Source organism: Halomonas sp. A29 (assembly GCF_046723295.1).
Classification (GTDB): Bacteria; Pseudomonadota; Gammaproteobacteria; order Pseudomonadales; family Halomonadaceae; genus Halomonas.
The window spans coordinates 22,891-46,224 of record NZ_JAXQPR010000013.1 but is presented as its reverse complement, the minus strand read 5'-3'; the positions used below and the strand labels follow the sequence as shown (position 1 = coordinate 46,224).

The following is a 23,334-nucleotide window of genomic DNA, read 5'->3' as shown; positions in this document are numbered from 1 at the left end:
TCCTTCAGGTGATGGATATGCTCAATGATTCAATGGGACTCGGGCGTGCCGAGCGGCGCAGCATGCCGCCGCATCTTCGCAATCAGGCTGTGATGACGGCCGAACAGGGCGGAGAGCATATAGCCCACGCCTGCCAGCAGGATGATGGCCGGCCCGGATGGAATGCTGAGGTGATACGACAGCAGCAGCCCCCCGGTACTGGCGAGCATGGCCAGCACCACGGCAATGCCAATCAGCCCCTCCAAGCGTTTGCTCCAGAAGCGCGCGGTCGTCGCCGGCAGCATCATCAGGCCTACTGCCATCAAGGTCCCCAGGGTCTGGAAGCCGGCGGTGAGGTTGAGCACAACCAGGCCGAGGAAGATGCCGTGCACCAGGCTGCCGTGCATGCCCTGGCCGCGTAGAAACAGCGGGTCGAGGCATTCGACCACCAGGGCGCGGAAGATCAGCGCCAGCGTGATCACGATCACACTGCTGATCGCCGCGATCAGCAGCAGGGCGGTGGTATTCACTGCCAGGATCGAGCCGAACAGTACGTGGGTCAGGTCCACGCTGCTGCCCCCCAGCGAGACGAGCATGACGCCCGCTGCCAGCGAGATCAGGAAGAAACTGGCCATGGCCGAGTCCTCCCGGTGGCCGGTCATCTGCGACACGCTGCCTGCCAGCATGGCCACCAGTAGCCCCGACAGCACGCCGCCCAGGCTCATGGCCGGCAGCGAGAAGCCGGCGAGCAGAAAGCCCAGCGCCACACCCGGCAGGATGGCGTGAGCCATGGCATCGCCGATCAGACTCATGCCGCGCAGCATCAGGAACACGCCCATGGGCGGAGCCGCTAGTGACAGGGCCAGGCCGGCTACCGCCGCGCGGCGCATGAAGCCGTAGTCGAAGGGGGCAATCAGCCACTCGTACAGCAGCTCCATCATGCGTCGACCCCCGGCATGCCAAGGGCCAGCCGCGCGGATCCGACGGCGGAGGGTTGGTTCTGCAGCACGGCCTGGGCAGTGGTCCAGCGGGCGTGGCCGCCCGTCAACACCACGACTTCTTCCGCCAGGCGGGTCAGTTGCTCCATGTCGTGCAGTACCACGATGATGGTGGCGCCTTCGGCCGCCATGTCTCGCAGTACCGTCATCAGCACCTCGACGGTTTCCACATCGACGTTGGCAAACGGCTCGTCGAGCAGCAGCAGTTCGGCTTCCTGCATCAGGGTACGGCCGATCAACGCGCGCTGGCGCTGGCCGCCGGAGAGTTCGCCCAGCGGGCGGTGGGCCAGGTGGGAAATGCCCAGGCGTGCCATCACCTCGCGGCCACGCCGGTAGTGGTGGGCGCAGTAACCGACGAGGGCGCCGTGGCTCGGCCAACTACCGGTCATCACTAGCTCTTCCACGCTCATGGGGAAGGTGAGGTCGAGCGCCAACTGCTGGGGCAGCCAGGCACGGCGCTCCTTGGGCACCGAGCAGATCACCTTGCCCGCCACGGGGCGCAGCATGCCCATGATGCCCTGGATCAGGGTGCTCTTGCCGGCACCGTTGGCACCGACCAGGGCGGTGATTGCACCGTCGCGAAAACGGCCGCTCACGTGTTCGAGCACGGTGCGGTTGGCTTGGGCCAGCTGCAGGTCGTGAAGCTCCAGACGTGAAGGGTGCGTCTCGACCATCAGCCCCACCATCCCGCTGCCCAGGAAACGGTCAGCCAAAGCACGCCCAGGGGCAGGGCGGCCAGCAGCAGCCGGCGTGTGGCGGAAAGCGACATCAACGAAAAATGGCACGGCCCTTCGGGGCGGTGCCGATGCGTACGGTGCGCCATGAGTGGCCCTCGCAAAAACCGATTAAGATATAACATAACAAGACGGCCGGCAAAGTGGGAGTCTTCATTACGACACGTGATGACAGTAAATTGACTGTCCTCACGGGCGGCAGTATCCAGGATTTGGCGCAGAAGGGAACCGTTAAGCGTAACTGCCTGGCAAGCCGTGAGGGTATGGCGCGATTCGACCAATGAGCGCCCGTTCAGAACCCCAGTGGATGCCCAGTGCGCCGGGCATGATCCAGACCACGTGCACGGGCCAGGCTGCGGCCATGAGCCGGTGCCCCATGGCGATCACATCGACTACCTCGTCGATGGGCACTTGCATCACCCCCACGGGGACCACTGCGACAACCAGGCCCGGTCCAAGTGGTGAGCTGACGCCGCCCTGCCCAAGCGACAGCCTGATGGTCAGGCTTGAGCAACTTGGTGAGCTTGCACACTCATTAGTCGCCATGGACCCCATTGATGATCAGCGCAGCGAGGTTGGCCGTGGCCTGTTCCAGTCCCACCCGTTCGCGGATCACCTCTGCGGAGATCGAGGCGGTTCCGGCATTGTCGGCTCGCAGGCCGCGCACACCCTGCGCCGCCTGCAGCCGCAATTACCCATTGCCATCGGTGGCCGCGATCTGGCCAAGGCCGAGGCGGTGGCCGCCAAAGTGGGCGGCGCCCATGGCGTAGCGGTGGATCTCAAGCGCGCAGATCTCGGCTTGGCGGAAAATGCCGAATACAGCGCGGTGGCCATTTTTCTCAAAGATGAGACGCTGAACTCGATGCGCTTCGCCCAGCATCGAGGGCTGCCCTATATCAGCGTTTCCAGCGGCTCCTTCGAGTTGGGGCCGGAGGTGTCTCGCTTCGTCCACCGCCCGGAGGCTGCGCCGATCCTGATGGCCAGCCACTGGCTCGCAGGGGCAGCGATCTTTCCGGTGCTGCATTTTGCCAAGTCCTATCGAGCGCTGGAAACCATCCACATCGGCGTGCTGCTGGATGAGGAGGATATGGGTGGCCCGGCCGCCTATGCGGACTATGAGCGCATCACCGGTGTGTCTCCCGCCGCGCTGACTCTCCGGAACGGCCACTTCACCTGGGTCAACGGGATAAAAGCCGAAGGCCGCTTTACCAGCGTGGACGGCACACCGATGGTGGCGCAGGCCTACTCCCCTTTCGACATCATGGGCCTGGCCGCAGCTACCGATGCCAACTCCATCCGCCTCGATCTCGCCTTGGGCGAATCCGCCAGCCGTCGGCGCGGTGAGCCCTTTTCCACTGAAATCGTGGTCGAGTTGCAGGGTCTGGGTAAGGATGGCGAGCCCCACCGTTCACGCCACGAAATCGTACACCCCGCAGGGCAGGCACCACTGACCGCCCTTGGGGTTGCGCTTGGAGTGGAGCGCCTGCTCGGCCTTACGGGCGGTGGGCCGGTTGCCCCGGGGTTGTATCTACCGGAAGTGATTATCGAGCCGGATTATTTCGTCGAGCGCCTGCTGGAGTTTGGCGCCCGCATTGAATCCCCTGGGGAGCTGTCGTCATGACGCCGCTACATAGTGCGTCGGTACTGCTGCTCGGTGGCTACGGCAGCCTGGGTTCCAGAATCGCGCGGCTGCTACGCCGCCGTCATCCCGAACTGCATCTGACCATCGCCGGGCGCAACCGGGAAAAAGCCGAGGCGCTGGCCACGGAGCTGGGCAATGCCGATGCCACCCTGGTGGACTTGAGCCGTGCCGATCTGGGCTTGCCGCAAGATCGCGCGTTCAGTGCTGTGGCGACCGCGGTGAGGGACCTCTCGCTCAACAGCATGTGCTTCGCCCAAGCCCGTGGCATCGCCTATATCGCCCTTTCCGATGCGCCCTTCGAGCTGGGCCCGCTGGTGGCGCGATATATCCATGAGCCCACAGTGCCGGTACTGATGCTCGGCCACAGTATCGGCGCGGTACCCACGTTGGCGGCACTGCACTTTGCTGGTCGATTCAGCCGCGTTGAGGCGATCGAGATTGGTTTGGTGTTCGATCCGGACGACCCCTTCGGCGCCATGTCCAACGCGGATATGGCACGGATCGCCCAAGTGGGGCCGCAGCCACTGGTGCTGCGTGAGGGGCGCTGGAGTTACGCCGCCGGAGAAGAGGCTGCACGTACGTTCACCGGCGTCGGCGGGGTCCACCATCAAGGCCAGGCGGTGGGTTTGGCCGATCTGCTCAGCCTGTGCTCGATCGAGACACTGAGTTCGATGCGGGTGGATGTGGCCGAAGGACGTACCGCAAGCAGCCGCAGCGGCCAAGGACCGTCCCACGAAGTGATCATCGAAATCAGCGGGGAGATGATCGGGGGCGACATCGGACGCTATCGGTACGAACTGGTGGATCCGCAAGGCTACGCGATGCTTAGCGCGCGCGGTGTGGCGGTATGTATCGAGCGGTTGTTGGGGCTCGACGGCGGGGCCCTGCCAGGCTCCGGGCTATACCTGCCGGAAAGCCTGGTCGACTCGGCTTACCTGCTGGAGCAGATCGAGGCCGGTGGCGTAATCGTCAACCGCCACCTGCTTCAATAGCGCAGCGCGACGCCCAGCTGGTTCGGGGCCACCAGCAGGGCGTATTCCCCTTCAAGATGCACATCGCCCAGCGAGACCCGTGCCGGCTTGAAGCGATTGATCGCCACCGAGGCCTGGCGTGGCTGGGTCTGCAACTGCAGCTCGCTGATCAGCATGCCGGTGGCGAAGTTGATCGCCCCGTCGCGGCCGCGGCCGTCGCCCACGCCGATCAACAGTCCCGAAGCGGCATTTATCGCCAGCGAGCCCAGGCGGGCCTGCATGCTGCGGCGCTGGCGCTCCTCCGCGGCCACCGCGTGCAGCAACCGACGGGCGCTTTCGATATCGCCATCGCCTTCGCGCAACTCACGGTTGGCGGCCGGGTGCGGCTGGGTATCCATCAGCGTGCCGGCCAGCGCCAGCACCGACTTCACCGCGCCCACCCGGGCGTCGTAGCGCGTGTCGCGGCTATCCGACTCGCTGGCCTGGTAGACGTTCAGCGCCAGCGAGGAGGCGTAGATGCCGGCCCAGCCGTACTGCCACACATTGGCATGGCGCTCGCCGCGGGCCAGGGCGTCCTCGTAGGCTTGGTACTCGCCCTCGGCAGATTGCGCCAAGGCGAGCGGAGAGGCGAGGAGCATCAGGGCTGCGCACACGAAGGGCAGGAAGCGGCAACTGGGCATGAGGGATTCCTTATCAGGCGATGAAGGTATGCCTTATGAAAGTAGCATTTGCCGAGGTGGCATCCCACACTGGCGGCATCCAGCCGCAAAGGAGATGCGCAATGACCGTCGCCCCCCGCCATTCGATGGCGATTCTTTTCGGCTGGTTGCTGCTGGTCGCCCTCGTCGCGATGACCGGTGTGCTGACGCCGCCAGGCGCCTGGTACGCCGCACTCGACAAGCCGCCGCTCACCCCGCCCGATTGGCTGTTCCCGTTAGCCTGGACGACGCTCTACCTGATGATGGCCGTGGCCGCCTGGCGGGCTACGCTTCGGGTGCCTGCCGCGGAGCGCTTCACGGTGCTGTGGCCGTTCGTCGCCCAGCTAGCGGCCAATGGGCTCTGGTCGATCCTGTTCTTCGGCCTGCACTGGATCTTTGTTGCCCTGGCTGACCTGCTGCTGCTGTGGGGCCTCATCCTGCTCACGATCAGCCGCTTCGCTCGCGTTTCGTCACTTGCCGCCTGGCTGCTCGTGCCCTACCTGGCCTGGGTCGGCTTCGCGGGGTATCTCAATGCGGGCATCGGTTGGCTGAACGGGTAGGCGAGCCGCCAGTCTCCATGTCACAGCGGTTCTCTCTGGACCATGGCTCGAACCTTGTCGAACAAGTCGATTTCGCCCATCTGGCCGCCCTTGAGAATGATGGGCAGCCGTTTGCCATCCGCGAAGTGCGCGCAGCAGATGGCGACGCCCGGCGACAGCTGCCCCGTATAGTCGATGCTGCGTGGGGCGAGGGCGTGGATGGCCAGGCTGGAGGTATCGCCCCCCGCCACCAGCACAGTGCCGGCGGCATGCTCGGCCATCAGGTGGGCCAGCAGGTCGGCAGAGCGCTGCGCCATGGCCGCAGGCGACAGGCCATGGCTCAGGTCATCGTCGAGTACCGCCAGCACATGCTTGCCCGAAGCCAGGAGTTCACGGAGCTGTCGATAGGATTCGTCAGGCTGGTGCGCGAGGGAGCCGGCGGGAATGACGACCTTGGCAAATCCGGTAGCGGCTGCCGCCTGGGCAGCGGTCATGGGCGAACGGCTACCGACGAACACCAGCAGGGGGCCGGGCAAGGTGTCCGGCAACTGAGGTGCAGAAGCCTCGGGAAAGCAGGTCTCGGCAACGCTGCTGGGCCCGACCCAGAGTTGAGGAAAGGGCGAGCACGCCAGCCGCCCCTTGAGCAGTCGCTGGTCGCTTTCGTCCAGCACGTCACACAGCATCGGGTTGCTGGGCAGTGTCTCGCCGCAGCGTAGCGCCAGGAGATCGAAAAGTGCCAGGTTCGGCAGCCCCAGGGCCTCGAAATGGCGGCGCAAGTCCGCTTCGCGCATGGGAGTGACGGGGTGGTCTCGCATGACGGGGTGGCGGTCGATCCGGTGAAGGTTGCCATCGCCTCCCTTGGCGAACAGGTTGCCGAAAAGGCAATAGCGGCCGAGGCTTGGCTGGCCTCCCAGGATGACCGTGGTAGCCGGGGCCAGACCTTCGGTCAGCACGTGCATGGCAGTGGCAATATTGCCTACCTCAACGCTGCTATCGAAGGTCGAGCAGACCTTGAGGTGGATGACCTCTGGCGCATGGGGCTTCAGGGCTTCGACGATGTGCCGCATGGTCGCGGTCAAGGCATCCCGCTCCATGCTGCGGGCTGCCGTCGCGATGCCGAAGGCGTCGAGGTCGCGCACTTCCGCCAGGGTGGGCGGGGCCAGGTAGAGCCGTGCCCTCAGGCCCGCCCGGCTCAGCGTGGCGAGCGTATCGGACGCGCCGGTGAAGTCATCCGCAACGAATACGTAGCGCATGCCTAGCGTGCTCCGAAGAAGTCGATCGCGGCGGCAAGCGCCGGGCGTCCGGGGGTCTCCAGCGGTTCGCCGGCCTGTATGGCGTCCCAGGCCTCGCGCAGGCTCCTGACCCCCGCGGCGGCTCCGTCGGGATGGGCCAGGATGCCGCCACCGGCCAGGAACATGAAGTCGGCGCTGCCGGTTTCCGTCAGCGTCGTCGGCAAGGTGCCCGCCCACTGTCCGGAAGAGAACACTGGCATCACCCGGTCGTCCGAATGCCCGAGCGGCTGCAGCGAGAGCTTCGCCGCGTGGGCCACTTCCTCGGTCAGGTCGGCAAACTTGCCGCCCATGCCGTGGACATGCAGGTGGTCGATTCCCGCCAGCCGGTAGAGTACCTGGTAGGCGGAGAAATCGATTCCCAGCGCCGGGTGACGAGCGAAGGCACCAAAGCCGTTGCGATGCCCGTGAATGGCCAGCGGCGTCGAGGCGCGCAGGCTCTGCATCGCCGAGAGCCCGCACCAGTTGAGGCTGGCCATCACGCAGGTGCCGCCCTCCGCTTCGACGTGGTCGGCATGGCCGCGCATGGCATCCACTTCGTCGGAGATGTTGAAAGCCACCATCACGTCGCGGCCGCTGCGTTGCCGCCAGCGGCGCACCCGTGCCATCACCGCGCTGACCCGCTCGCGCACCGGGGCGTGGGGATGGTTGCCGGCGATCTCGTCATCCTTGATGAAGTCGACCCCCGCTTCACACAGCCGCTCGACGAGATCGGCGGTCTCCTCGGGGGAAAGGCCGATATTGGGCTTGAGAATAGTGCCGAACAGCGGTCTCTCCTGAACGCCCAGCGCCGCGCGCGTGCCGGCCACGCCCAGGCGGGGCAGCAAGTAGCGGTCCCGGTACTCGGGGCGCAGGGTGAGCCCGGTGAGGCGTAGCCCGGTCACCTCGCCAAGGTCGAAGAGATTGCCGGCCACCGTCGCCGCCAGGTTGGGCAGGTTGAGGCCCACGTTCTCCTCGGGGTAGTCGATCTCCACCGCCACGCGTCGCCATGGACCCGAGACGCGCTTGCGCTCCAGGTAGGCGCTGCGCAGGCTGGGGCCGTCCTGCTCGTCGATCACCTCGACCCTGGCGACACGGGCACCGAATCGCGTTCGCAGCGCCTCGGTTTCACCTTCGACGCGCACGAAAGTGCCCGAACTCTGCTCCCCGGCCATCATTTCCGCTACCGTGCGAGGGTCAAGCGGGGTTTCCACGAGATAAGAGGCACGGATCATGCGCTGCCCCTGTCGAGCGAAGGGAAGGGACGAACCGGGTCGCTGCCATCCCAGTCCTGCGAGGCCTCGCGTATCAGGCGGAACATGTCGCCCTTGGGGCCACGCACTTCGGAAAGCTCGATCACCGTGCCGGGGTGATGCTCGCGGTCGAAATAGGCGAAACGCCCGTTCTCGCCGACCTCGCCACTCATCTTGACGTTAAACCCCTGGGCTTCCATGGCAGCCAGGTCGGTGTCGTAATCTTCGGTCCAGAAGGCCACGTGCTGGAGCCCGGTGCGCCCGGCCTGGAGGAAGTCGCGGTACATCGAGGGCGCATCGTTACGCGTCTGGATCAGCTCGACCTGGATGAATCCCGAGTTGGCCAGGGCGACCGAGTTGTGAACCTCGTACCGTTGCCCCTCATAGGTGTAGTTCTCTATCGGCACGCGCGGATTGTAGAAGAACGGGCCGACGCCCATGACCCGGGACCAATGGTCCATCGCTTCCTCGATATCCGTTACCACGTACCCCAGTTGGCGGATCGCGCCGAGATGTCTGCTCATGGAATCTCACTTCATGACAAGGTTGGGCAGCCAGGTGGAAAGGCCGGGAACCAGCGTTACCAGCGCAAGGGCTGCGAAAAGGGAAAGATAGAAAGGGGCGACGCCGCGGATGACCGACAGCAGCGGCATCTTGGTGATGATCGAGACCATGTAGAGGCTCATTCCCACCGGGGGTGTCAGCAACCCGAGCATCAGGTTGAGCACGAAGACCACACCCAGCTGCTCGGGCGGAACGCCTGCCTGCAGTAGCGCCGGGGTGACGATGGGCGCAATGATCAGGATGGCCACGATGGCCTCCAGGAACATGCCGACCACCAGCAGCAGCAGGTTCAAGATCAGCAGCAAGACCAGCGGATTTTCCGACACCTCCAGCAGCCATGCCCCGGCCCGTGCCGGTACCCGGTCCATCGTCAATACCCAGGCGAAGAGCGCCGCCGCCGCTACGACGAACAGCACGTTGGCCGTGGCCAGCACCGTGTCGCGCGTGCAGCCGACAAATCCCTCCAGGGTGAGCGAACGATAGACCAGCAGCCCGATCAGCACGGCATAGGCTACCGTCACTCCGGCCGCTTCGGTGGGGCCGAAGAAACCGCTGATCATGCCGCCAACGAGCAGCACGGGCGCGAGCAGCGCAGGCAGCGAGATCCAAGCCTTGCGCCGAATGGCGGGCAAGGTGGGCCGGATGTCGTCGCGCGGCAGGTCATGACGGCGCGCCATCACCGCGATCTGGATCATCAGTGCCAAGGCCACTACGAGGGCGGGTACCACGCCCGCCAGCAGGGCGCGAATGGTCGACACCTCGGCGGCCGTGGCGAAGATGATCAACGGAATGGAAGGCGGAAAGATGGGGCCGATGGTGGCCGCCGCGATGGTAACGCCCGAGGCGAAGCGCTGGCTGTAGCCCTGGTGCACCATCTGGCGGATCTGGATGCCGCCGAGCGCGCCGATATCCGCCAGCGCCGCCCCCGACATGCCGGAAAATATCAGGCTGACCAGCACGTTCACGTGCGCCATGCCGCCGCGTACTCGCCCCACCAGCATTCGCATGAGATCGAACAGGTGGGTTGTCACACCCGTCGCCCCCAGCAGCGAGGCGGCCAGTATGAACAGCGGTACCGCCAGCAGCGGCGAGCTGTCGAGGGTGTTCACGGCCCGCTGGGCGAGTACCGTGACCGGCAGGTCGTGAATCAGGATGACGAGCCCCGCCGACAGGCCAAGGCTGACGGCCACGGGGGCGCCGATGAGCAGGCCCAGGGCGAACAGCATGAGCAGGGTAACGGTCATTCCTCGACCTCCCTGCCCGACGCCAACAGGCCGAGGCGGTAGGCGGCCACCACGGCGAGAATGGCCAGCCCCACCAGTGCAGGCATGTAGAACCACAGGTTCGGCATGCCCATTGCCGGTGTGGCGAAGCGCCCAGCACGCAACAGGAAGCGATAGAAGCCGTACAGCATCAGGGCGCAGAACCCCAGCGTGGCTAGTTCACCCACCACCAGGCAGAGCCGGCGCCCCAGTCGGGGCAGCAGCTCCACCAGTAGCGTGACCGCCACGTGCTGGCCGCGTAGCAGCAGAAACGGGGCGGCAAGATAGACCATGGCGATGCCGGCAAAGCGGGCGGCCTCATCAACCCTGGGCAGGCCAGTGTTGAACAGGTTGCGCGCCACGACCTGGGTCACGATCAGTACGGCAATGAGGATCAGCAGGACCATCGACACCCCAAGGCACGCTTGGGTCAGCCAGGTGACCGCTCGCCCGACAATCGGCTTGTGCTCGTTCATGGCTCAGTCGACGGCTGCGATCTGCTCGTACAGTTCGCCATACTGCGCGGTGAACTCCTCGGCAATACGATCACTGACGCGGGTGCGGAACGCCTCGAGCTCCAGGCCCTCCTCCGGGCCGACGATGTGCATGCCCGCGGCTCGCAGGGTGGCGAAATCCTCGGCTTCCGCCTCCAGCATGGCGGCCGTGGCGCGCTCGCGAACCTCGGCGGCGGCTTCGGTGATGGCGTCCCGATGCTCCGGCGACAGCGACTGCCAGGTGTCGTCGTTCATGACGATGACCTGGGCGGCGCTGATATGGCCGGTCAGCATCATGTGGCTCTGCACCTCATTCAGCTTCGAGGTGACGACCACGTTGACCGGGTTCTCCTGGCCTTCGACCACGCCGGTTGCCAGTGCCGTGGGCACCTCGGCCCAATCCACGGGAACGGGAACCGCGCCCATCCCTTCTACGGTGGCCATGTAGATCGGGAAGGGAATGGACCGAATCTTGACGCCTTCGAGATCGTCCGGCGACTTGATCTCCTGGTTGGTCGTCAGGTGGCGGGTGCCGAAGTAGAAGGCGTAGAGCAAGCGCACCCCGGAGGCGTCCACCAGGCCCTCGTTGAGTTCCTGCATGACGGGCGAATCCACATCCATCACGGCCATCAAGTGGTCGATGTCGCGGTACAGGTAGGGCGTATCGAACGCGGCAAAGGGAGGGTAGAGCGAGCCGATCGCGCCAGCCGTGTTGTGGGAGATGGCGATCGATCCCGTCGATACCGCTTCGGCCAGCTCCTGAAGCTTGCCGAGCTGCGAATTGGGGAAGATATCCACCGCGACCTCGCCGTTGGTCTTCTCCGCGATGGCCTCGGCCAGCCACTCGGCCTGCATGCCGGCGATCGAGTTCGGCGTATGCATGTGGCCGTAGCGCAGGGTGACTTCCTGGGCCGCCGCCGTGCCAGCGCACATGGCCAGCGCACTCGCTACGGCCGTCAGGCGGCCGAGCTTGTTGATCTTGTTAAGCATGACGTTCTCCGGCTGATGTTTTTTTATTTATTTGTAGGTAATGATGTTCGTACCCTACGATTCTCAAGGCTAGGGCACGATCCTGCGAAGAGGCAATGAGGACTTCTTGATGGTTTTTGATGGAAGGCGACCGCTGATACCGGATATTGCCGACCTGGCAGGGGTGTCGACGGCGACGGTGGATCGGGTCCTGAACCGTCGCCCTGGCGTACGGGAGGCCACGCTGCGCCGAGTGCTCGAAGCGGCCGTGCACATCGGCTACATGGACGAGGAGGAGTTGAGCAAACGGCTCGGCCCGCGCTTTGCCAAGGTGGTCTTTCTATTGCCCAGGGGAACGAACCCTTACCTCACGGGGCTCAATACGCGCGTACGCGAACTGGCGGCTCTCTCTCCCGGGCCGGTCAAGGTCCGGAGCCACTTCATCGAGAGCTTCAATCCCGATGCGTTGGCACAGGCGCTGAGGCGCTACGGCAGAAGCGCAGATACCGTCGTGTTCATGGCCATCGATCATCCACGGGTGAGGCAGGCCATCGACGAACTCGTGATGGCAGGAAAACGCATCATCACCATCATTTCGGACCTGCCAAGCTCGAACCGCCACCTCTATCTCGGTATCGACAACTTCGCCGCGGGGCGCACCGCCGCCCAGATCATGGGGCGGTTCTGCCATGTCACCTCGGGCAAGCTGGCGCTCATTGCAGCAAGCCGGGCCTACCGTGCCCACATGGAGCGCGAGATGGGCTTTCTGGCCCTGACGGAGGCGAACTTCCCCTACCTGAGCGTGATCGGCCCGCACGAAGGGCACGACAACCGCGACGAGAACTACCAGAACACCTGCCGCCTATTGGAAGCGCATCCCGATATCGTGGGCATCTACAATGTGGGCGGTGCGTCGGATGGCATTGGGCGAGCACTGCGCGAATCACGACGTGATGCCGATATCTGTTTCATAGGTCATGGACTGACGCCCGATACTCGTAGCATGCTACTCGATGGAACGATGGATGCCGTCATCACCCAGAGTCCCGACCTGATCTATTCGCGAGCCATTGCCGCGGCGACAGGTGAGCAGACGGACATGGCCCCGGTGGCCATGGAAATCTACTTCTCCGAAAACCTGCCCGCAGCGCATCATGTGATGTGAGACGAGGCGACCCCTTCCAGGCACGGCCACAGGGACAAAAACCCCATTACAGCAGGAGACCCCATGCGACCGCCCCTCGACGACATCGCGCTCGACACCGTCTTCCGCCAAGCGCATACCCACTACGGCTTCCGGCCGGAGCCCGTCGACGAGGCCGCCCTGCGCCGGCTCTACGACCTGCTGAAGTGGGGCCCCACCTCGATGAACTGCCAGCCGGCGCGCTACGTCTTCGTGATGAGCGAAGAGGGCAAGTCGCGCCTGCTGCCGGCGCTCTCCGAAGCCAACCGCGACAAGGCCCACGAAGCCCCGGTCACGGTGATCGTCGCCGTCGATACCCGCTTCTACGAACACATGCTCAAGGTCTTTCCCAGTTCGCCCAACGCCCGCGAACGCTTCGCCGCAAACCCCGAAACGACCAGCGACACCGCCTGGCGCAACGGCACCCTGCAGGGCGCCTATCTGATCATTGCCGCCCGCATGCTGGGCCTGGACGTCGGCCCCATGAGCGGCTTCGACAACGCCATGGTCGACGAAGAGTTCTTCCCCGACGGCCGCTACAAGAGCAACTTCCTGGTCAACCTGGGCGCAGGTGACCCCGAGAGCCAGCGCCCAAGGGGGGCGAGGTTGGCGTTTGAGGAGGTAGCGGAGGTGGTTTGAGGCTTTGCTGAGAGTGGTGGGAGGAGTAGTTCAATCCCAGCGTATCCACCGGGTCAGTACTTCACGGTTGGCTATTTCGACCTGCTGAGCGCGCGGGTTGACTTCGCTGTGCTGAGGATTAAGCCCCATCTCCCTCAAGGCGTATAGCACGAGCGGGCCGCGACAGGTCAGTGACAGCTCTCCTTTGTCCATCCCGTAATCTCTGGCAATCAAAGTGCGCTCGACTTCCGGCAGTCGGCGATCAGGAATCAGCCGAACCGCTACCTGCGTATGCCAATCGGCATCGTGCATTCCATCGTGATTATCCAACATGCTACCGCACGACTCCGGTACGTCACGGAATCGACTTAGCACGAAATCACGGTACTGCAGGTGCTTCTCGCAGAACGCCCGGACATGCCAGCGGCCAGCGGCGAATACCAGTGTATGCGGTACGAGAATACGATCCTCACCCTGGGGATTAGAGAACGAAGCGTAATTAACTTCCAGCCTCAAACCTTGTCGAGCGGCCTTGACGATTTCCCTTACCACCAGGGGAGAGATCTCACGGCTGGGCATCGGCAGGGCCTCGGTGTTGGCTGCCCCTAGACTCAATCCCGTAAACGGCGAGTCGAGCTGATGATTTGCTCCTTGTAGATGTAGGTACTCTTCGACCCGACCGAGGGTAAAGAGAGGGCTGAAATCTTCCGTGGGTACGAAGCCTTTTCTCGACTCGTCGTAGATCAGACTGTTCGGCGCCAACTCCCTGTATTGCCGAATAATTTTTTGAGATTGCTGCCTGCCGATGCCGAACACTGCCCCGATCTGTGAAGCCGTCACTCGCCCCTCCCAGAGCGCCAGAATCTCGATCAGGCGATAGCGGGCTTGAGTGTCCCAGGGCAGCGAGGTCCTTTCCATCGTTAACTTCTCCATGAGCTCAGCGCACTCAAACGAAAATGGACTGACCGGGCTGCTTAGTACGCTGGTTTGATATACATCACTAGTTACCCATCCTAACAAGTGATTACATGAGGGGCATTGAGAACAACAAACGAAAGGGAGTTCGCCGGTGACCTATTGGCTCTATTGGGGAAAAGCGAAACCAGGCTCGCAAGGCGCAAGCTGCCATCTCCTGCCCTACCATAGCCTCGATGTGGCTGCCGTCGGTTGGCACCTGCTCGCCCCGGAGCGGCCGCTTACCCAACTGCTGGCAGAGCGCCTCGATATGCCGCCTGAGCAGTTACGACGCTTTTTCGTTTTTTTGCTTGGTTTGCATGATATTGGCAAGTTCTCGCGTACATTTCAGGGGCTTGCTAGGCCCGAGGGTATGACGCTTGCCCCTCCGGTGGCGCGATATGGATATACCGTGCGCCACGACCGCCTGGGCGTTCTGCTTTGGGACGCCTGTTGGAATACATGGCGAAGGGAAGGGGTGCTTGGCTGGCCCGAGGACGCGGGCGTACGCAGTTCGAAACTGTTGGAGCCCATGGATAGCCTGATGGCACCGTTCTTTGGCCATCACGGGCATCCCGTATCCACGGGCCAGCTCACGCTCGCTCAGTTCTACATCGACGATGGTGTGCTCGACGATGTCACTGCTGCGGGTGATTTTGTTGCCGATTGGGCAGCGCTCATCAAACCCCATTGGCCGCTCGAAAGATTACTCGACAAACATTGGCAGGGCGTCTTCAAGACGCTGAGCTGGACTGTTGCCGGTTGGGCCACCCTCAGCGACTGGTTGGGGTCGCATCGTGACTATTTTCCCTACTGCCAGAAGCCCATTCCACTGGGTGAATACTGGCCATGGGCGCTCAAGCAGGCTGAGGAGGTGCTGGAGGTTACCGGATTCGACCGCCCACCGGAGCCGATACCCTACGCGGGCCTTGCCCAATGGTTCGACGGTGACGCCACGCCCACCCCGCTTCAGCAGCAAGCAGAGAGTCTCCCCTTGGAGAGCGGTCCGCAGCTGTTCATCCTCGAAGATGTGACCGGCGCGGGCAAGACCGAAGCCGCCTGCATTCTGGCTCAGCGTCTGTTGGCCGCAGGTCACGGCGAAGGGATTTACTTTGCGCTCCCCACCATGGCGACATCCAATGCCATGTATAGCCGCCTGGGCGACCTGCACCACCATTTTTACAGCAGCGATTCGCGGCCTTCCTTGGTGCTTGCCCACGGGGCTCGCGAACTCAACGAGGAGTTCGAACGCGCTATCGCCCAGCCGGAAAACGACGACTACGATGCAGAAGACGCCAGCGCCTCGACCCAATGCAACCGTTGGCTCGCCGACTCGAACAAGAAGGCGCTATTGGCCGATGTAGGTGTCGGCACTATCGACCAGGCACTGATGGGCGCGCTGCCGTTTCGCCATCAATCGCTGCGCCTATTAGGGCTGGCACGCAAGGTTTTGATCATCGACGAGGTTCACGCCTTCGATCACTACATGCAGACCCTGCTGCACCAATTGCTGGCCCACCACGCCCGCCAAGGCGGCAGCGCTATCCTGCTAACGGCGACGCTGCCCCATGCTATGCGTGAGGCGCTGGTAGCGGCTTGGCGTCATGGTCTGGGCGCGGAGCCCAGCTTGCTCGAGAAAACCGACTATCCGCTGCTCACCCACTGCGGGGAAGGTACTCCCGAGGAGATTCATGTCAAAACCCGCTCTGAAGTCACGCGTAGCGTGGCCATCAAGTGGCTGGAGAGAGAAGAAGAGGCCATCGAGTGCGTGCTGGCGGCGGCGGAGTCGGGTGAGTGCATCGTCTGGGTGCGCAATACCGTCGACGATGCCATCCGAGCCTTTCAACAGCTACGCGAGCGCCATCCCGAGCCCGAGCTCTGCCTGCTCTTCCACGCTCGCTTTGCGATGGTGGACCGCCAGCGAATCGAATCCGAGGTCATCCGCCGCTTTGGCAAAGACTCGAAGCCGCCATTAAGGCGCGGCCAAGTGCTTGTCACATCTCAGGTTTTCCAGGAAAGTCTCGACTGTGATACTGACCAAATGGTCAGCGATATCGCCCCCATCGATCTGTTGATTCAGCGTGCCGGGCGCCTGCAGCGTCACCAGCGCGGTGAGCGTGCCGCCCCGGTGTTGCACGTGCTCGCGCCCAAATGGGACGTGCATCCCAGAGCGGACTGGCTAAGCCAGGCGCACCGCGGCACCCAGGCGGTATACAAGGACACCTCGCTGATCTGGCTGACTCAGCGTGTGCTGCGCGAGCTGGGCGCCATTACCATGCCAGGCGCAGCGCGGACGCTGATCGAAAGTGTCTACGCCTTCCCGGTGGACGATATTCCCGAGGCGCTGGATCAGGCGCACTTCGAGCGAACGGGGATGGATAAGCTGGCGGCCTCGATGGCCACCCATAATGCATTGAATTTGGAAGCGGGCTATCGCCTCAATGCCGATTTCGACCCTTGGCAGGAGGAGCGCGAATTCGGCACCCGGCTTAGCGACGAGCGGAGCCTTGAGGTGGCGCTACTCAAACGTCAGGGTGAGACGCTCGTGCTCTGGGCAGAGGACCACCGCCATGCCGATCGGTTGAGCCGATGCCGCCTAAGGGAGAGTCAGGTCAAAAAACTCGCCGCGCTACCGGGGCACTATGCCGAGCAGTGGGAAGCGCTGCAGGAGCGCCACCGTGGGCTGCGCTTCGTCCAGCCCTGGCTACCGGAGGAGGATGATGAGTGTGGTTACGATGAGCAGTGGGGCGTGAGTTTTGGGTAATGAAAATCCCCGCTTACGCGGGGAACGTCACCTTGGCCTTGCCTAGCTGGCGCTAAGCACAGGTTCATCACCACTGTCGTAGCGAAACGCATTTGACTTGACAATGGTACCAGTTCCGTGTAGAAGGGTCCATGTCTCTTGAGTTCTATTTGGGCTTGCAATAGATAGCGCTGAGCACCTTATGAAACTAAAGGGCGCAAGGCGGCGACGAATCACCGAATTGCACTACCATGTTGCTCGCAACGACAGGCTAGTATTTTTGGTGCCAACGCACAAGCGGGCGTCGCCTCCCATTGTATTCAATGCCAAAGGAGGCATTATGTTTTTTCGTCTCTATCTGCACTTCGCTGGTGGCCGAGTCATCGACATCAAAAGCTTTCGCGTTGTCGGGCCGCCGGTAACCACAAACAGCAACGAGGTGGATAAATTGAACTAAGCATGGGGCTGGCTCTGTAAATGAGTCAGCCCATTTTTTCGAGGGATGCCCATGAATCTACTGACAGAACCCTGGTTACCCTTTCGCCATCGCGATGGCCGAATCGAATATCGCCCACCTTCGGCCCTCGCCGACCCCGAGGTGCTCGATCTGGCGCTGCCTCGCGCCGATTTCCAAGGCGCGGCGTGGCAGTTTCTGATTGCGCTGTTGCAGACAGCAATGACGCCGGATGATACCGACGCCTGGCTGGATCGCTACCAGTCGCCACCCAGCGTGGCGGAGCTTGACGAAGCGCTGGCACCTTTTGCGACGGCGTTCGTGCTCGACGGCGACGGCCCACGCTTCATGCAGGACCTGGACCCGCTGGAAGACGTGAAGGAAGCGTCGGTCGCCGGCCTGTTGATCGACTCGCCCGGTGCCAACGGCATCAAGAACAACACCGATTTCTTCGTCAAGCGCGGTCGGGTGGAGACCGTTTGCCCCGAGTGCGCGGCGCTGGCCCTTTTTACCATGCAGATTAACGCACCCGCCGGTGGGGCCGGCATTCGGGTCGGGCTGCGTGGTGGCGGGCCGCTCACCACCCTGATCTTGCCGGAGGACGAGTCCAAGCCGCTATGGCATCGTCTTTGGCCCAATGTGATGCCCGCCGAGGCCGTGGGTCAGCCGGGGCAAACGTGGCGCCCGCCCAAAGCAGACGATGGCAAGCTGTTCTTCTGGATGGCTGAGACCCGCATCAGCGACAAGAAGGGCACCGAGGTGTTGCCTGAACAAGTGCACCCCCTGCACGCCTTCTGGTCGATGCCGCGGCGCTACCGGCTGCTGTTCGACGAGACGCTGGGGTGCTGCGATCTCTGTGGTCGGGAGACGTCGCACCCGGTGCGCCGTCTGCGTGCCAAGAAGCAGGGTGCCAACTACGACGGCCCCTGGCGGCACCCGCTCACACCTTATCGCCGTCTCAATCCCAAAAAGCTCGATGAACTACCGCTCTCCAGCAAGGGGCAACCCGGCGGGCTGGGCTACCGCCACTGGCCGGGGCTGGTGCTGGAAGATGAAGCCGTGAGCGGAGCTCTGCCTGCCCGCGTGGTCACTCACCACCTGCACAAGTACCGTATGGTCCAAGCCGCACGTGACGACGGTGAAGCGTTCGAGGCGCTGTTCCGGCGCGCCCGACTCTGGGTGTTTGGCTATGACATGGACAACATGAAGCCGCGCGGCTGGTATAGCGTGGAAATGCCACTGGTAGGGGTGCCTGAAGCGCATCAGGAGATACTACGCGACTGGGTCAAACGTTTCGTCGATCTGGCTTCGGAGTTTAGCTGGACCCTGCGCAACCAGCTCAAGCGTGCTTGGTTCAAACGCCCGGAAGATGCCAAGGGCGATATGAGTCAGGTCGATGCCCAGTTCTTCGAAGCCACCCAGTTGGCGTTCTTCAAGGCGCTGCGCATGATGAGCGAGACGCTGCGCGATGAAACCGCAACGCCGACGCTCTCCCCCGACATTCACCGACAGTGGTACCTCGCCCTCAAGCATGAAGCGCTGTCCCTGTTCGATGCGCAGGCCATCAGCGGGCCATTGGAGGGCATGAAGATGCAGCAACTGGAGCGGATCACCAGCTCCCGGCGCTACTTACAAGCCTATTTGAACGGCAGCGGCAAGAAGGTCGGCAAAACGGTTCAGGCGTTCGCCGAGGTGGGCGGCTTTGAGCTGCAAGCCTCAATGCCCCAACGTGATGAGGAGAGCGCAGCATGAGTGAGGTGGAGCAACAAGCGCCGCAGCCACAAGCGGCAGAGGGCGAGGCTACCGCAGGCAATGCGGTAGAGCGCTACCGCTATGTGCTTACTGATCAAGAGGCCTATGAGCTGCGCTTGTGGTGGCGGCGACTGGTCATGGATGACAAGAAGCTCAAGCGATACACGCAGCAGCGGCCCTATCCCCGCGGCGTGCGCGCTACGCTGCGCCGCTGCGCCACTATCGAGTCGGTCATGCTGACCGAGGCCTTTCGCCATCTTTGGCTGACGCTCGAATCACGGGCCTGGACGGAGGCGGCTAACGAGGGGCCGAATAAGCGCAATCAACGTCTCGAAGTTTGGTCGGTCATTGCCGCGGTGGTATGCGAGCTACGCGACGAAACGTTTGATGCCCCCTTGGGTAAACGTCTGGGAGAGAAGCGCCCCAATACCGTTGATACTCCGCGGATGAGCGACTTACGCTTCCAGCAGCTGCTTGATTGTCACAGTGGGGAAGAGCTGATTCGCCGCTTCCGTCGGGCGCTCAAACTCGCGGATAACGCCGGTATTAGCGTTGTCCGCCTGGCCGATATAGTCGCGCTCTGGGACCTAGAGCAGCGCGGTCAGTACCGCGTCAAGGCCGCCCAACGCTTTGCCTTCGTCATGAGCGATGCCTACTTCAAGGCGCGCGCATTGAAACCGGCAGCGGGCGACTGAGCGACGACAGCCACTTTCTAACATCCGTATTACTCTTGTATTCAGGGAACCCATCATGAGCCACTTCATTCAGCTGCACCTACTCACCTCCTACCCCCCCTCCAACCTCAACCGCGACGATCTGGGTCGCCCCAAGACGGCCTTTATGGGCGGCGCCCGGCGGTTGCGTGTCTCCTCGCAGAGTCTCAAGCGCAACTGGCGCACCTCCAATCTGTTCGAAGCGGCGGTCAATGGCCACAAGGGCACACGCACCAAGCGTCTGGGAGGAGAGGTTTACAAACGGATGACCAGCGCGGGTGCCGACGAGAAAGTCGCCGGTAGCAGTGCTGAGAAGATCGCTGGTGTCTTCGGCAAACTGCGTAAAGTCGAGAAGGGAGAAAAGCACGAGTACGAGATCGAGCAGTTGGTGCATGTTGGCCCCGAAGAACTCACAGCACTGGAGGGGCTGGCCGATACCCTGGGCGCGGAGAATCGCGAGCCGACCGATGAAGAACTCACTGAGTTGCTCGCGCAGCGCCCCACCGCCGTCGATGTGGCGCTGTTCGGGCGGATGCTTGCCGCCGCCCCCAGTTACAACGTCGAAGCCGCTTGTCAGGTTGCTCATGCCATCACCGTGCACGCCGCCGAGGTCGAAGACGACTACTTCACCGCCGTCGATGACCTCAACATCGGCGATGACGACCGCGGCGCAGCGCATATTGGCGAGGCCGGCTTTGCCGCCGGGCTCTTCTATCTCTATATCTGCATCGACCGGGATCTACTGATCGAGAACCTGCAAGGCAACGAAGAACTGGCTGATCGTGCCATCGCTGCGCTGGTGGAATCTGCCGTCAAGATCTCGCCCAAGGGTAAGCAGAACAGCTTCGGCTCCCGCGCCCATGCGAGCTACTTGCTGGCAGAGAAGGGTGATCAGCAGCCACGCTCGCTGGCAGCTTCCTTCCTGCAACCGGTCAACGGCGAAGAGCAGGCGACCAAGGCTATCGAGAAACTGGAAAGGCAGGCCCAGGCCTTCGATGACGCCTACGGTGCCGGCGCGGATCGCCGCTTTATCCTCTCGGCAACGCCGGAGTACGGCGCGCCTGTTCTGAAGGGCGATATTCAGCGAGGCAACCTGCAGGATCTGCTGAGCTTTCTCAAAGACGACGAGTGAACGGAGGCGGTATGCCACGACATCTGGTTTTTCGCCTCTATGCGCCCATGGCGAGTTGGGGGGAGGCCGCGGTTGGCGAGACACGGCCAACGGCGACCTACCCCGGTCGTAGCGCCATCCTGGGGCTAGTCGGGGCGGCACTTGGCATCCGGCGCGACGACGATGAAGGACAGCGCCGCCTGCGCAAGGGTCTGCAAGTGGCGGTCAAGCAGCGCTCACCGGGGCTGTTGCTACGCGACTATCACACCGTGCAGGTGCCGCCATCGCAAGCGAAAGTATCCCACCGCACGCGCCGTGAAGAGCTTTCGGTGCCCAAGGAGTCACTCAATACCATTCTCTCTTCTCGGGATTACCGTTGCGACGGCCTCTGGTCCGTTGCGATTCGACTAGCGTCAGATGCTGGTTGGACACTGGATGAGCTGAAGTTGGCGCTGGAAAGGCCCCGGTTCCCGCTCTATCTCGGTCGCAAGGCGTGCCCACTAGCAGCTCCCCTGGTGCCGGCCGTGGTCGAGGCCAGCCACTGGCGGCAGGCGCTGGATCATCGTTTTGAAAGCGCGCTGAACCCCGACCGCACTTGGCTGGCGCTGGTGGGGAATGAGGAGAAGGATAAGCGCCTGCTGAGCCTACCCGACGAGGTGCTCTACGCCTGGGAAGGGGCAGCCGATGCGCTCGATGGCGTTACGGCCAGTGAGTCCAGTGAGGTCTGGGATGAACCGCTGCATCGCCGCCGCTGGCAGTTCGGGCCGCGCCTTGAACACAGGCGAATCGAAGCTGTGGAGGAGACACACTAATGTATCTTTCAAGTGTCAGGCTCGATCTCAACCGTTTGACTCGTTCCGAGCTATTCGATGTGTTGGAAGGTGGCGCTTACACCGCTCATCAGCTGCTCTGGAGGCTGTTTCCCGAGACGCCTCAGGGCGAGCGGCCCTTTATTTTCCGCCAGGAGATGGAAGAAGACGCCAGCGGCCAGAGCGCAGGGCTGCCTCGCTTCTACGTCGCCTCGGATCGGCCGCCCGAGCCGGTCGAGGGCTTCGACGTGCAGTGCAAGCCTCTCAAGCCCCAGCTTGCGCAAGGCGACCGACTGGCGTTTCGGCTGCGCGCCAACCCCACGGTTGCTAAATACGTCGGCCATGGCAGCCGTTCCCATCGTGCCGATGTCTTGATGGATGCGCGCAAACCGTTTCCCAAGGGAGAGCGGACGAGTCTGGCATGCGTCGAGGCGATGGAGGCTGCGGCCCGCAACTGGCTCCAAGCGCGTGCTGAAGGTTTTGGCTTCACGCTGCCGGTCGCACCGGAGGTGGGTGCATACCGCCAGCATGCGCTGAGCAAGAAGGAGGGCGGGGAGCCCATCCGTTACTCCAGTGTGGATTACGAAGGTCTGCTGGAGGTGACGGAACCCGAACGGCTCAATCGCGCGCTGCAAGAGGGCATTGGTCGCGCCAAGGCCTTTGGCTGTGGCCTGATGTTGCTGCGCCGCGTACCGGAGTGATCCATGAGCTTTATCCCCCTCAAGCCGATCCCGATGAAGGATCGCATGTCGATGATCTTCATCGGCATGGGCCAGATCGACGTACGTGATGGCGCCTTCGTGGTGATCGACGATGTCAACGGCGAGCGCATGCACATACCGGTCGGCTCGGTTGCCTGCCTGCTGCTCGAGCCTGGCACCAGAGTTTCCCATGCAGCCATCAAGCTTGCCGCGGCGGTGGGCACCCTGCTGATCTGGGTTGGGGATGCCGGCGTACGGCTCTACAGTGCAGGGCAGCCTGGCGGCGCCCGATCCGACAAGCTGCTTTATCAGGCTAGATTGGTGCTGGAGGAGAAGCTGCGGCTCAAGGTGGTGCGCAAGATGTTCGAGCTGCGCTTCGGTGAGCCGGCACCTGAGCGGCGCAGTATCGAACAGTTGCGGGGAATCGAAGGCGCCCGTGTGCGCAAGACGTATCAACACTTGGCCAAACAGTACGGAATCAAATGGACAGGGCGCCGTTACGACCCGAGCCAATGGGATGCTTCCGATACCGTCAACCAATGCCTCTCCGCTGCCACCGCTTGTCTCTACGGGGTAACTGAAGCAGCGATTCTGGCGGCGGGTTATGCGCCAGCCATTGGCTTTTTGCACACCGGAAAGCCAAAGAGCTTCGTCTACGATATCGCCGATATCGTCAAGTTCGAAACGGTAGTTCCTGCGGCTTTCCGCGTGGCGGCGCGCAATCCACCTCTGCCAGAGCGGGAGGTGCGTATTGCCTGCCGCGATGCTTTCCGGCAAACGAAGCTGCTTCAGAGCCTGATACCACTGATCGAAGAAGTTCTATCAGCAGGGGAGATCGAACCACCGCCGCCAGCCCCTGAAGCCGTGCCACCGGCCATACCGGAGCCGGCAGCCGTGGGCGATGCCGGGCACAGGAGCGGTTGAA

At 63.1% G+C, this 23,334-nt stretch carries 23 protein-coding genes; 12 read left to right on the top strand and 11 right to left on the bottom strand.

Translation table 11 applies throughout. From position 1 onward, the window contains the following. Positions 1 to 29 precede the first annotated feature (29 nt). From SPH52_RS20235 to SPH52_RS20225, 3 genes are read right to left on the bottom strand one after another with little or no spacing between them, the layout of a single operon-like run. Complete coding sequence (locus SPH52_RS20235; protein ID WP_411796844.1) at positions 30 to 920, bottom strand: metal ABC transporter permease; 891 nt, start codon at positions 918 to 920, stop codon at positions 30 to 32. Beyond that, positions 917 to 1,651, bottom strand: a complete 735-nt coding sequence (locus SPH52_RS20230) for a metal ABC transporter ATP-binding protein (protein WP_411796843.1) — start codon at positions 1,649 to 1,651, stop codon at positions 917 to 919. The genes SPH52_RS20235 and SPH52_RS20230 overlap by 4 nt, the downstream gene beginning before the upstream one ends. Then, positions 1,651 to 1,800 carry a hypothetical protein gene (locus tag SPH52_RS20225; protein WP_411796842.1) on the bottom strand — a complete coding sequence of 50 codons (150 nt, stop codon included), beginning with the start codon at positions 1,798 to 1,800 and terminating at the stop codon, positions 1,651 to 1,653. The genes SPH52_RS20230 and SPH52_RS20225 overlap by 1 nt, the downstream gene beginning before the upstream one ends. A gap of 455 nt (positions 1,801 to 2,255) precedes the next feature. Here SPH52_RS20225 and SPH52_RS20220 point away from each other — a divergent pair, with 455 nt between their 5' ends. Both SPH52_RS20220 and SPH52_RS20215 read left to right on the top strand, forming a co-directional pair. Next, complete coding sequence (locus tag SPH52_RS20220; RefSeq protein WP_411796841.1) at positions 2,256 to 3,332, top strand: NAD(P)-dependent oxidoreductase; 1,077 nt, start codon at positions 2,256 to 2,258, stop codon at positions 3,330 to 3,332. Next, the gene (locus tag SPH52_RS20215) at positions 3,329 to 4,345 is read left to right on the top strand and encodes a saccharopine dehydrogenase NADP-binding domain-containing protein (protein WP_411796840.1); all 1,017 of its coding nucleotides are present in this window, start codon (positions 3,329 to 3,331) and stop codon (positions 4,343 to 4,345) included. Before SPH52_RS20220 ends, SPH52_RS20215 begins: the two co-directional genes overlap by 4 nt. Here SPH52_RS20215 and SPH52_RS20210 read toward each other — a convergent pair. Then, entirely contained in the window at positions 4,339 to 5,004 is a 666-nt protein-coding gene (locus tag SPH52_RS20210) for a hypothetical protein (protein WP_411796839.1), read from the bottom strand. The two genes, SPH52_RS20215 and SPH52_RS20210, sit on opposite strands and share 7 nt — an antisense overlap. A 101-nt stretch (positions 5,005 to 5,105) precedes the next feature. Here SPH52_RS20210 and SPH52_RS20205 point away from each other — a divergent pair, with 101 nt between their 5' ends. After that, the gene (locus tag SPH52_RS20205) at positions 5,106 to 5,582 is read left to right on the top strand and encodes a TspO/MBR family protein (protein WP_411796838.1); all 477 of its coding nucleotides are present in this window, start codon (positions 5,106 to 5,108) and stop codon (positions 5,580 to 5,582) included. 20 nt (positions 5,583 to 5,602) lie between these two features. Here SPH52_RS20205 and SPH52_RS20200 read toward each other — a convergent pair whose 3' ends face one another. From SPH52_RS20200 to SPH52_RS20175, 6 genes are read right to left on the bottom strand one after another with little or no spacing between them, the layout of a single operon-like run. Beyond that, the gene (locus SPH52_RS20200) at positions 5,603 to 6,814 is read right to left on the bottom strand and encodes a four-carbon acid sugar kinase family protein (protein ID WP_411796837.1); all 1,212 of its coding nucleotides are present in this window, start codon (positions 6,812 to 6,814) and stop codon (positions 5,603 to 5,605) included. A 2-nt stretch (positions 6,815 to 6,816) separates the two neighbouring features. Further along, positions 6,817 to 8,064, bottom strand: coding sequence for a RuBisCO large subunit C-terminal-like domain-containing protein (locus tag SPH52_RS20195; protein WP_411796836.1), 1,248 nt, complete (start codon positions 8,062 to 8,064; stop codon positions 6,817 to 6,819). After that, a complete protein-coding gene (locus tag SPH52_RS20190) occupies positions 8,061 to 8,606 on the bottom strand; it encodes a VOC family protein (protein ID WP_411796835.1) in 546 nt (181 codons plus the stop codon). Before SPH52_RS20190 ends, SPH52_RS20195 begins: the two co-directional genes overlap by 4 nt. A gap of 6 nt (positions 8,607 to 8,612) precedes the next feature. Next, positions 8,613 to 9,890 carry a TRAP transporter large permease gene (locus SPH52_RS20185; RefSeq protein WP_411796834.1) on the bottom strand — a complete coding sequence of 426 codons (1,278 nt, stop codon included), beginning with the start codon at positions 9,888 to 9,890 and terminating at the stop codon, positions 8,613 to 8,615. Next, positions 9,887 to 10,384: a TRAP transporter small permease gene (locus tag SPH52_RS20180; RefSeq protein ID WP_411796833.1), complete on the bottom strand. Its 498-nt coding sequence runs from the start codon at positions 10,382 to 10,384 to the stop codon at positions 9,887 to 9,889. The genes SPH52_RS20185 and SPH52_RS20180 overlap by 4 nt, the downstream gene beginning before the upstream one ends. 3 nt (positions 10,385 to 10,387) lie before the next feature. Continuing rightward, positions 10,388 to 11,392 carry a TRAP transporter substrate-binding protein gene (locus SPH52_RS20175; RefSeq protein WP_411796832.1) on the bottom strand — a complete coding sequence of 335 codons (1,005 nt, stop codon included), beginning with the start codon at positions 11,390 to 11,392 and terminating at the stop codon, positions 10,388 to 10,390. A gap of 109 nt (positions 11,393 to 11,501) precedes the next feature. On the opposite strand from SPH52_RS20175, the gene SPH52_RS20170 reads away from it, so the two are divergent. Both SPH52_RS20170 and SPH52_RS20165 read left to right on the top strand, forming a co-directional pair. Then, the gene (locus tag SPH52_RS20170) at positions 11,502 to 12,536 is read left to right on the top strand and encodes a LacI family DNA-binding transcriptional regulator (RefSeq protein WP_411796831.1); all 1,035 of its coding nucleotides are present in this window, start codon (positions 11,502 to 11,504) and stop codon (positions 12,534 to 12,536) included. A gap of 63 nt (positions 12,537 to 12,599) precedes the next feature. Beyond that, positions 12,600 to 13,193, top strand: coding sequence for a malonic semialdehyde reductase (locus SPH52_RS20165; RefSeq protein ID WP_411796830.1), 594 nt, complete (start codon positions 12,600 to 12,602; stop codon positions 13,191 to 13,193). A gap of 30 nt (positions 13,194 to 13,223) precedes the next feature. Here the strand turns inward: SPH52_RS20165 and SPH52_RS20160 are convergent, their stop codons facing one another. Then, positions 13,224 to 14,090, bottom strand: coding sequence for a WYL domain-containing protein (locus SPH52_RS20160; protein ID WP_411796829.1), 867 nt, complete (start codon positions 14,088 to 14,090; stop codon positions 13,224 to 13,226). A gap of 151 nt (positions 14,091 to 14,241) precedes the next feature. Here SPH52_RS20160 and cas3 point away from each other — a divergent pair, with 151 nt between their 5' ends. The 7 genes from cas3 to cas1e all read left to right on the top strand — a co-directional run bounded on the left by cas3 (position 14,242) and on the right by cas1e (position 23,333). Beyond that, positions 14,242 to 16,890 (top strand): CRISPR-associated helicase Cas3', encoded by a 2,649-nt coding sequence (gene cas3, locus SPH52_RS20155; RefSeq protein WP_411796828.1) that lies wholly within the window; start codon positions 14,242 to 14,244, stop codon positions 16,888 to 16,890. A gap of 487 nt (positions 16,891 to 17,377) precedes the next feature. Next, a complete protein-coding gene (casA, locus tag SPH52_RS20150) occupies positions 17,378 to 19,075 on the top strand; it encodes a type I-E CRISPR-associated protein Cse1/CasA (RefSeq protein ID WP_411796827.1) in 1,698 nt (565 codons plus the stop codon). Then, positions 19,072 to 19,770: a type I-E CRISPR-associated protein Cse2/CasB gene (casB, locus tag SPH52_RS20145; protein ID WP_411796826.1), complete on the top strand. Its 699-nt coding sequence runs from the start codon at positions 19,072 to 19,074 to the stop codon at positions 19,768 to 19,770. Before casA ends, casB begins: the two co-directional genes overlap by 4 nt. Positions 19,771 to 19,825: 55 nt before the next feature. Next, the gene (gene cas7e, locus SPH52_RS20140) at positions 19,826 to 20,920 is read left to right on the top strand and encodes a type I-E CRISPR-associated protein Cas7/Cse4/CasC (protein ID WP_411796825.1); all 1,095 of its coding nucleotides are present in this window, start codon (positions 19,826 to 19,828) and stop codon (positions 20,918 to 20,920) included. 11 nt (positions 20,921 to 20,931) lie between these two features. Next, the gene (cas5e, locus tag SPH52_RS20135) at positions 20,932 to 21,711 is read left to right on the top strand and encodes a type I-E CRISPR-associated protein Cas5/CasD (RefSeq protein WP_411796824.1); all 780 of its coding nucleotides are present in this window, start codon (positions 20,932 to 20,934) and stop codon (positions 21,709 to 21,711) included. After that, positions 21,711 to 22,409, top strand: a complete 699-nt coding sequence (gene cas6e / locus SPH52_RS20130) for a type I-E CRISPR-associated protein Cas6/Cse3/CasE (protein WP_411796823.1) — start codon at positions 21,711 to 21,713, stop codon at positions 22,407 to 22,409. Before cas5e ends, cas6e begins: the two co-directional genes overlap by 1 nt. A gap of 3 nt (positions 22,410 to 22,412) precedes the next feature. Further along, positions 22,413 to 23,333 (top strand): type I-E CRISPR-associated endonuclease Cas1e, encoded by a 921-nt coding sequence (gene cas1e, locus SPH52_RS20125; RefSeq protein WP_411796822.1) that lies wholly within the window; start codon positions 22,413 to 22,415, stop codon positions 23,331 to 23,333. The last annotated feature ends 1 nt before the right edge of the window (position 23,334 follow it).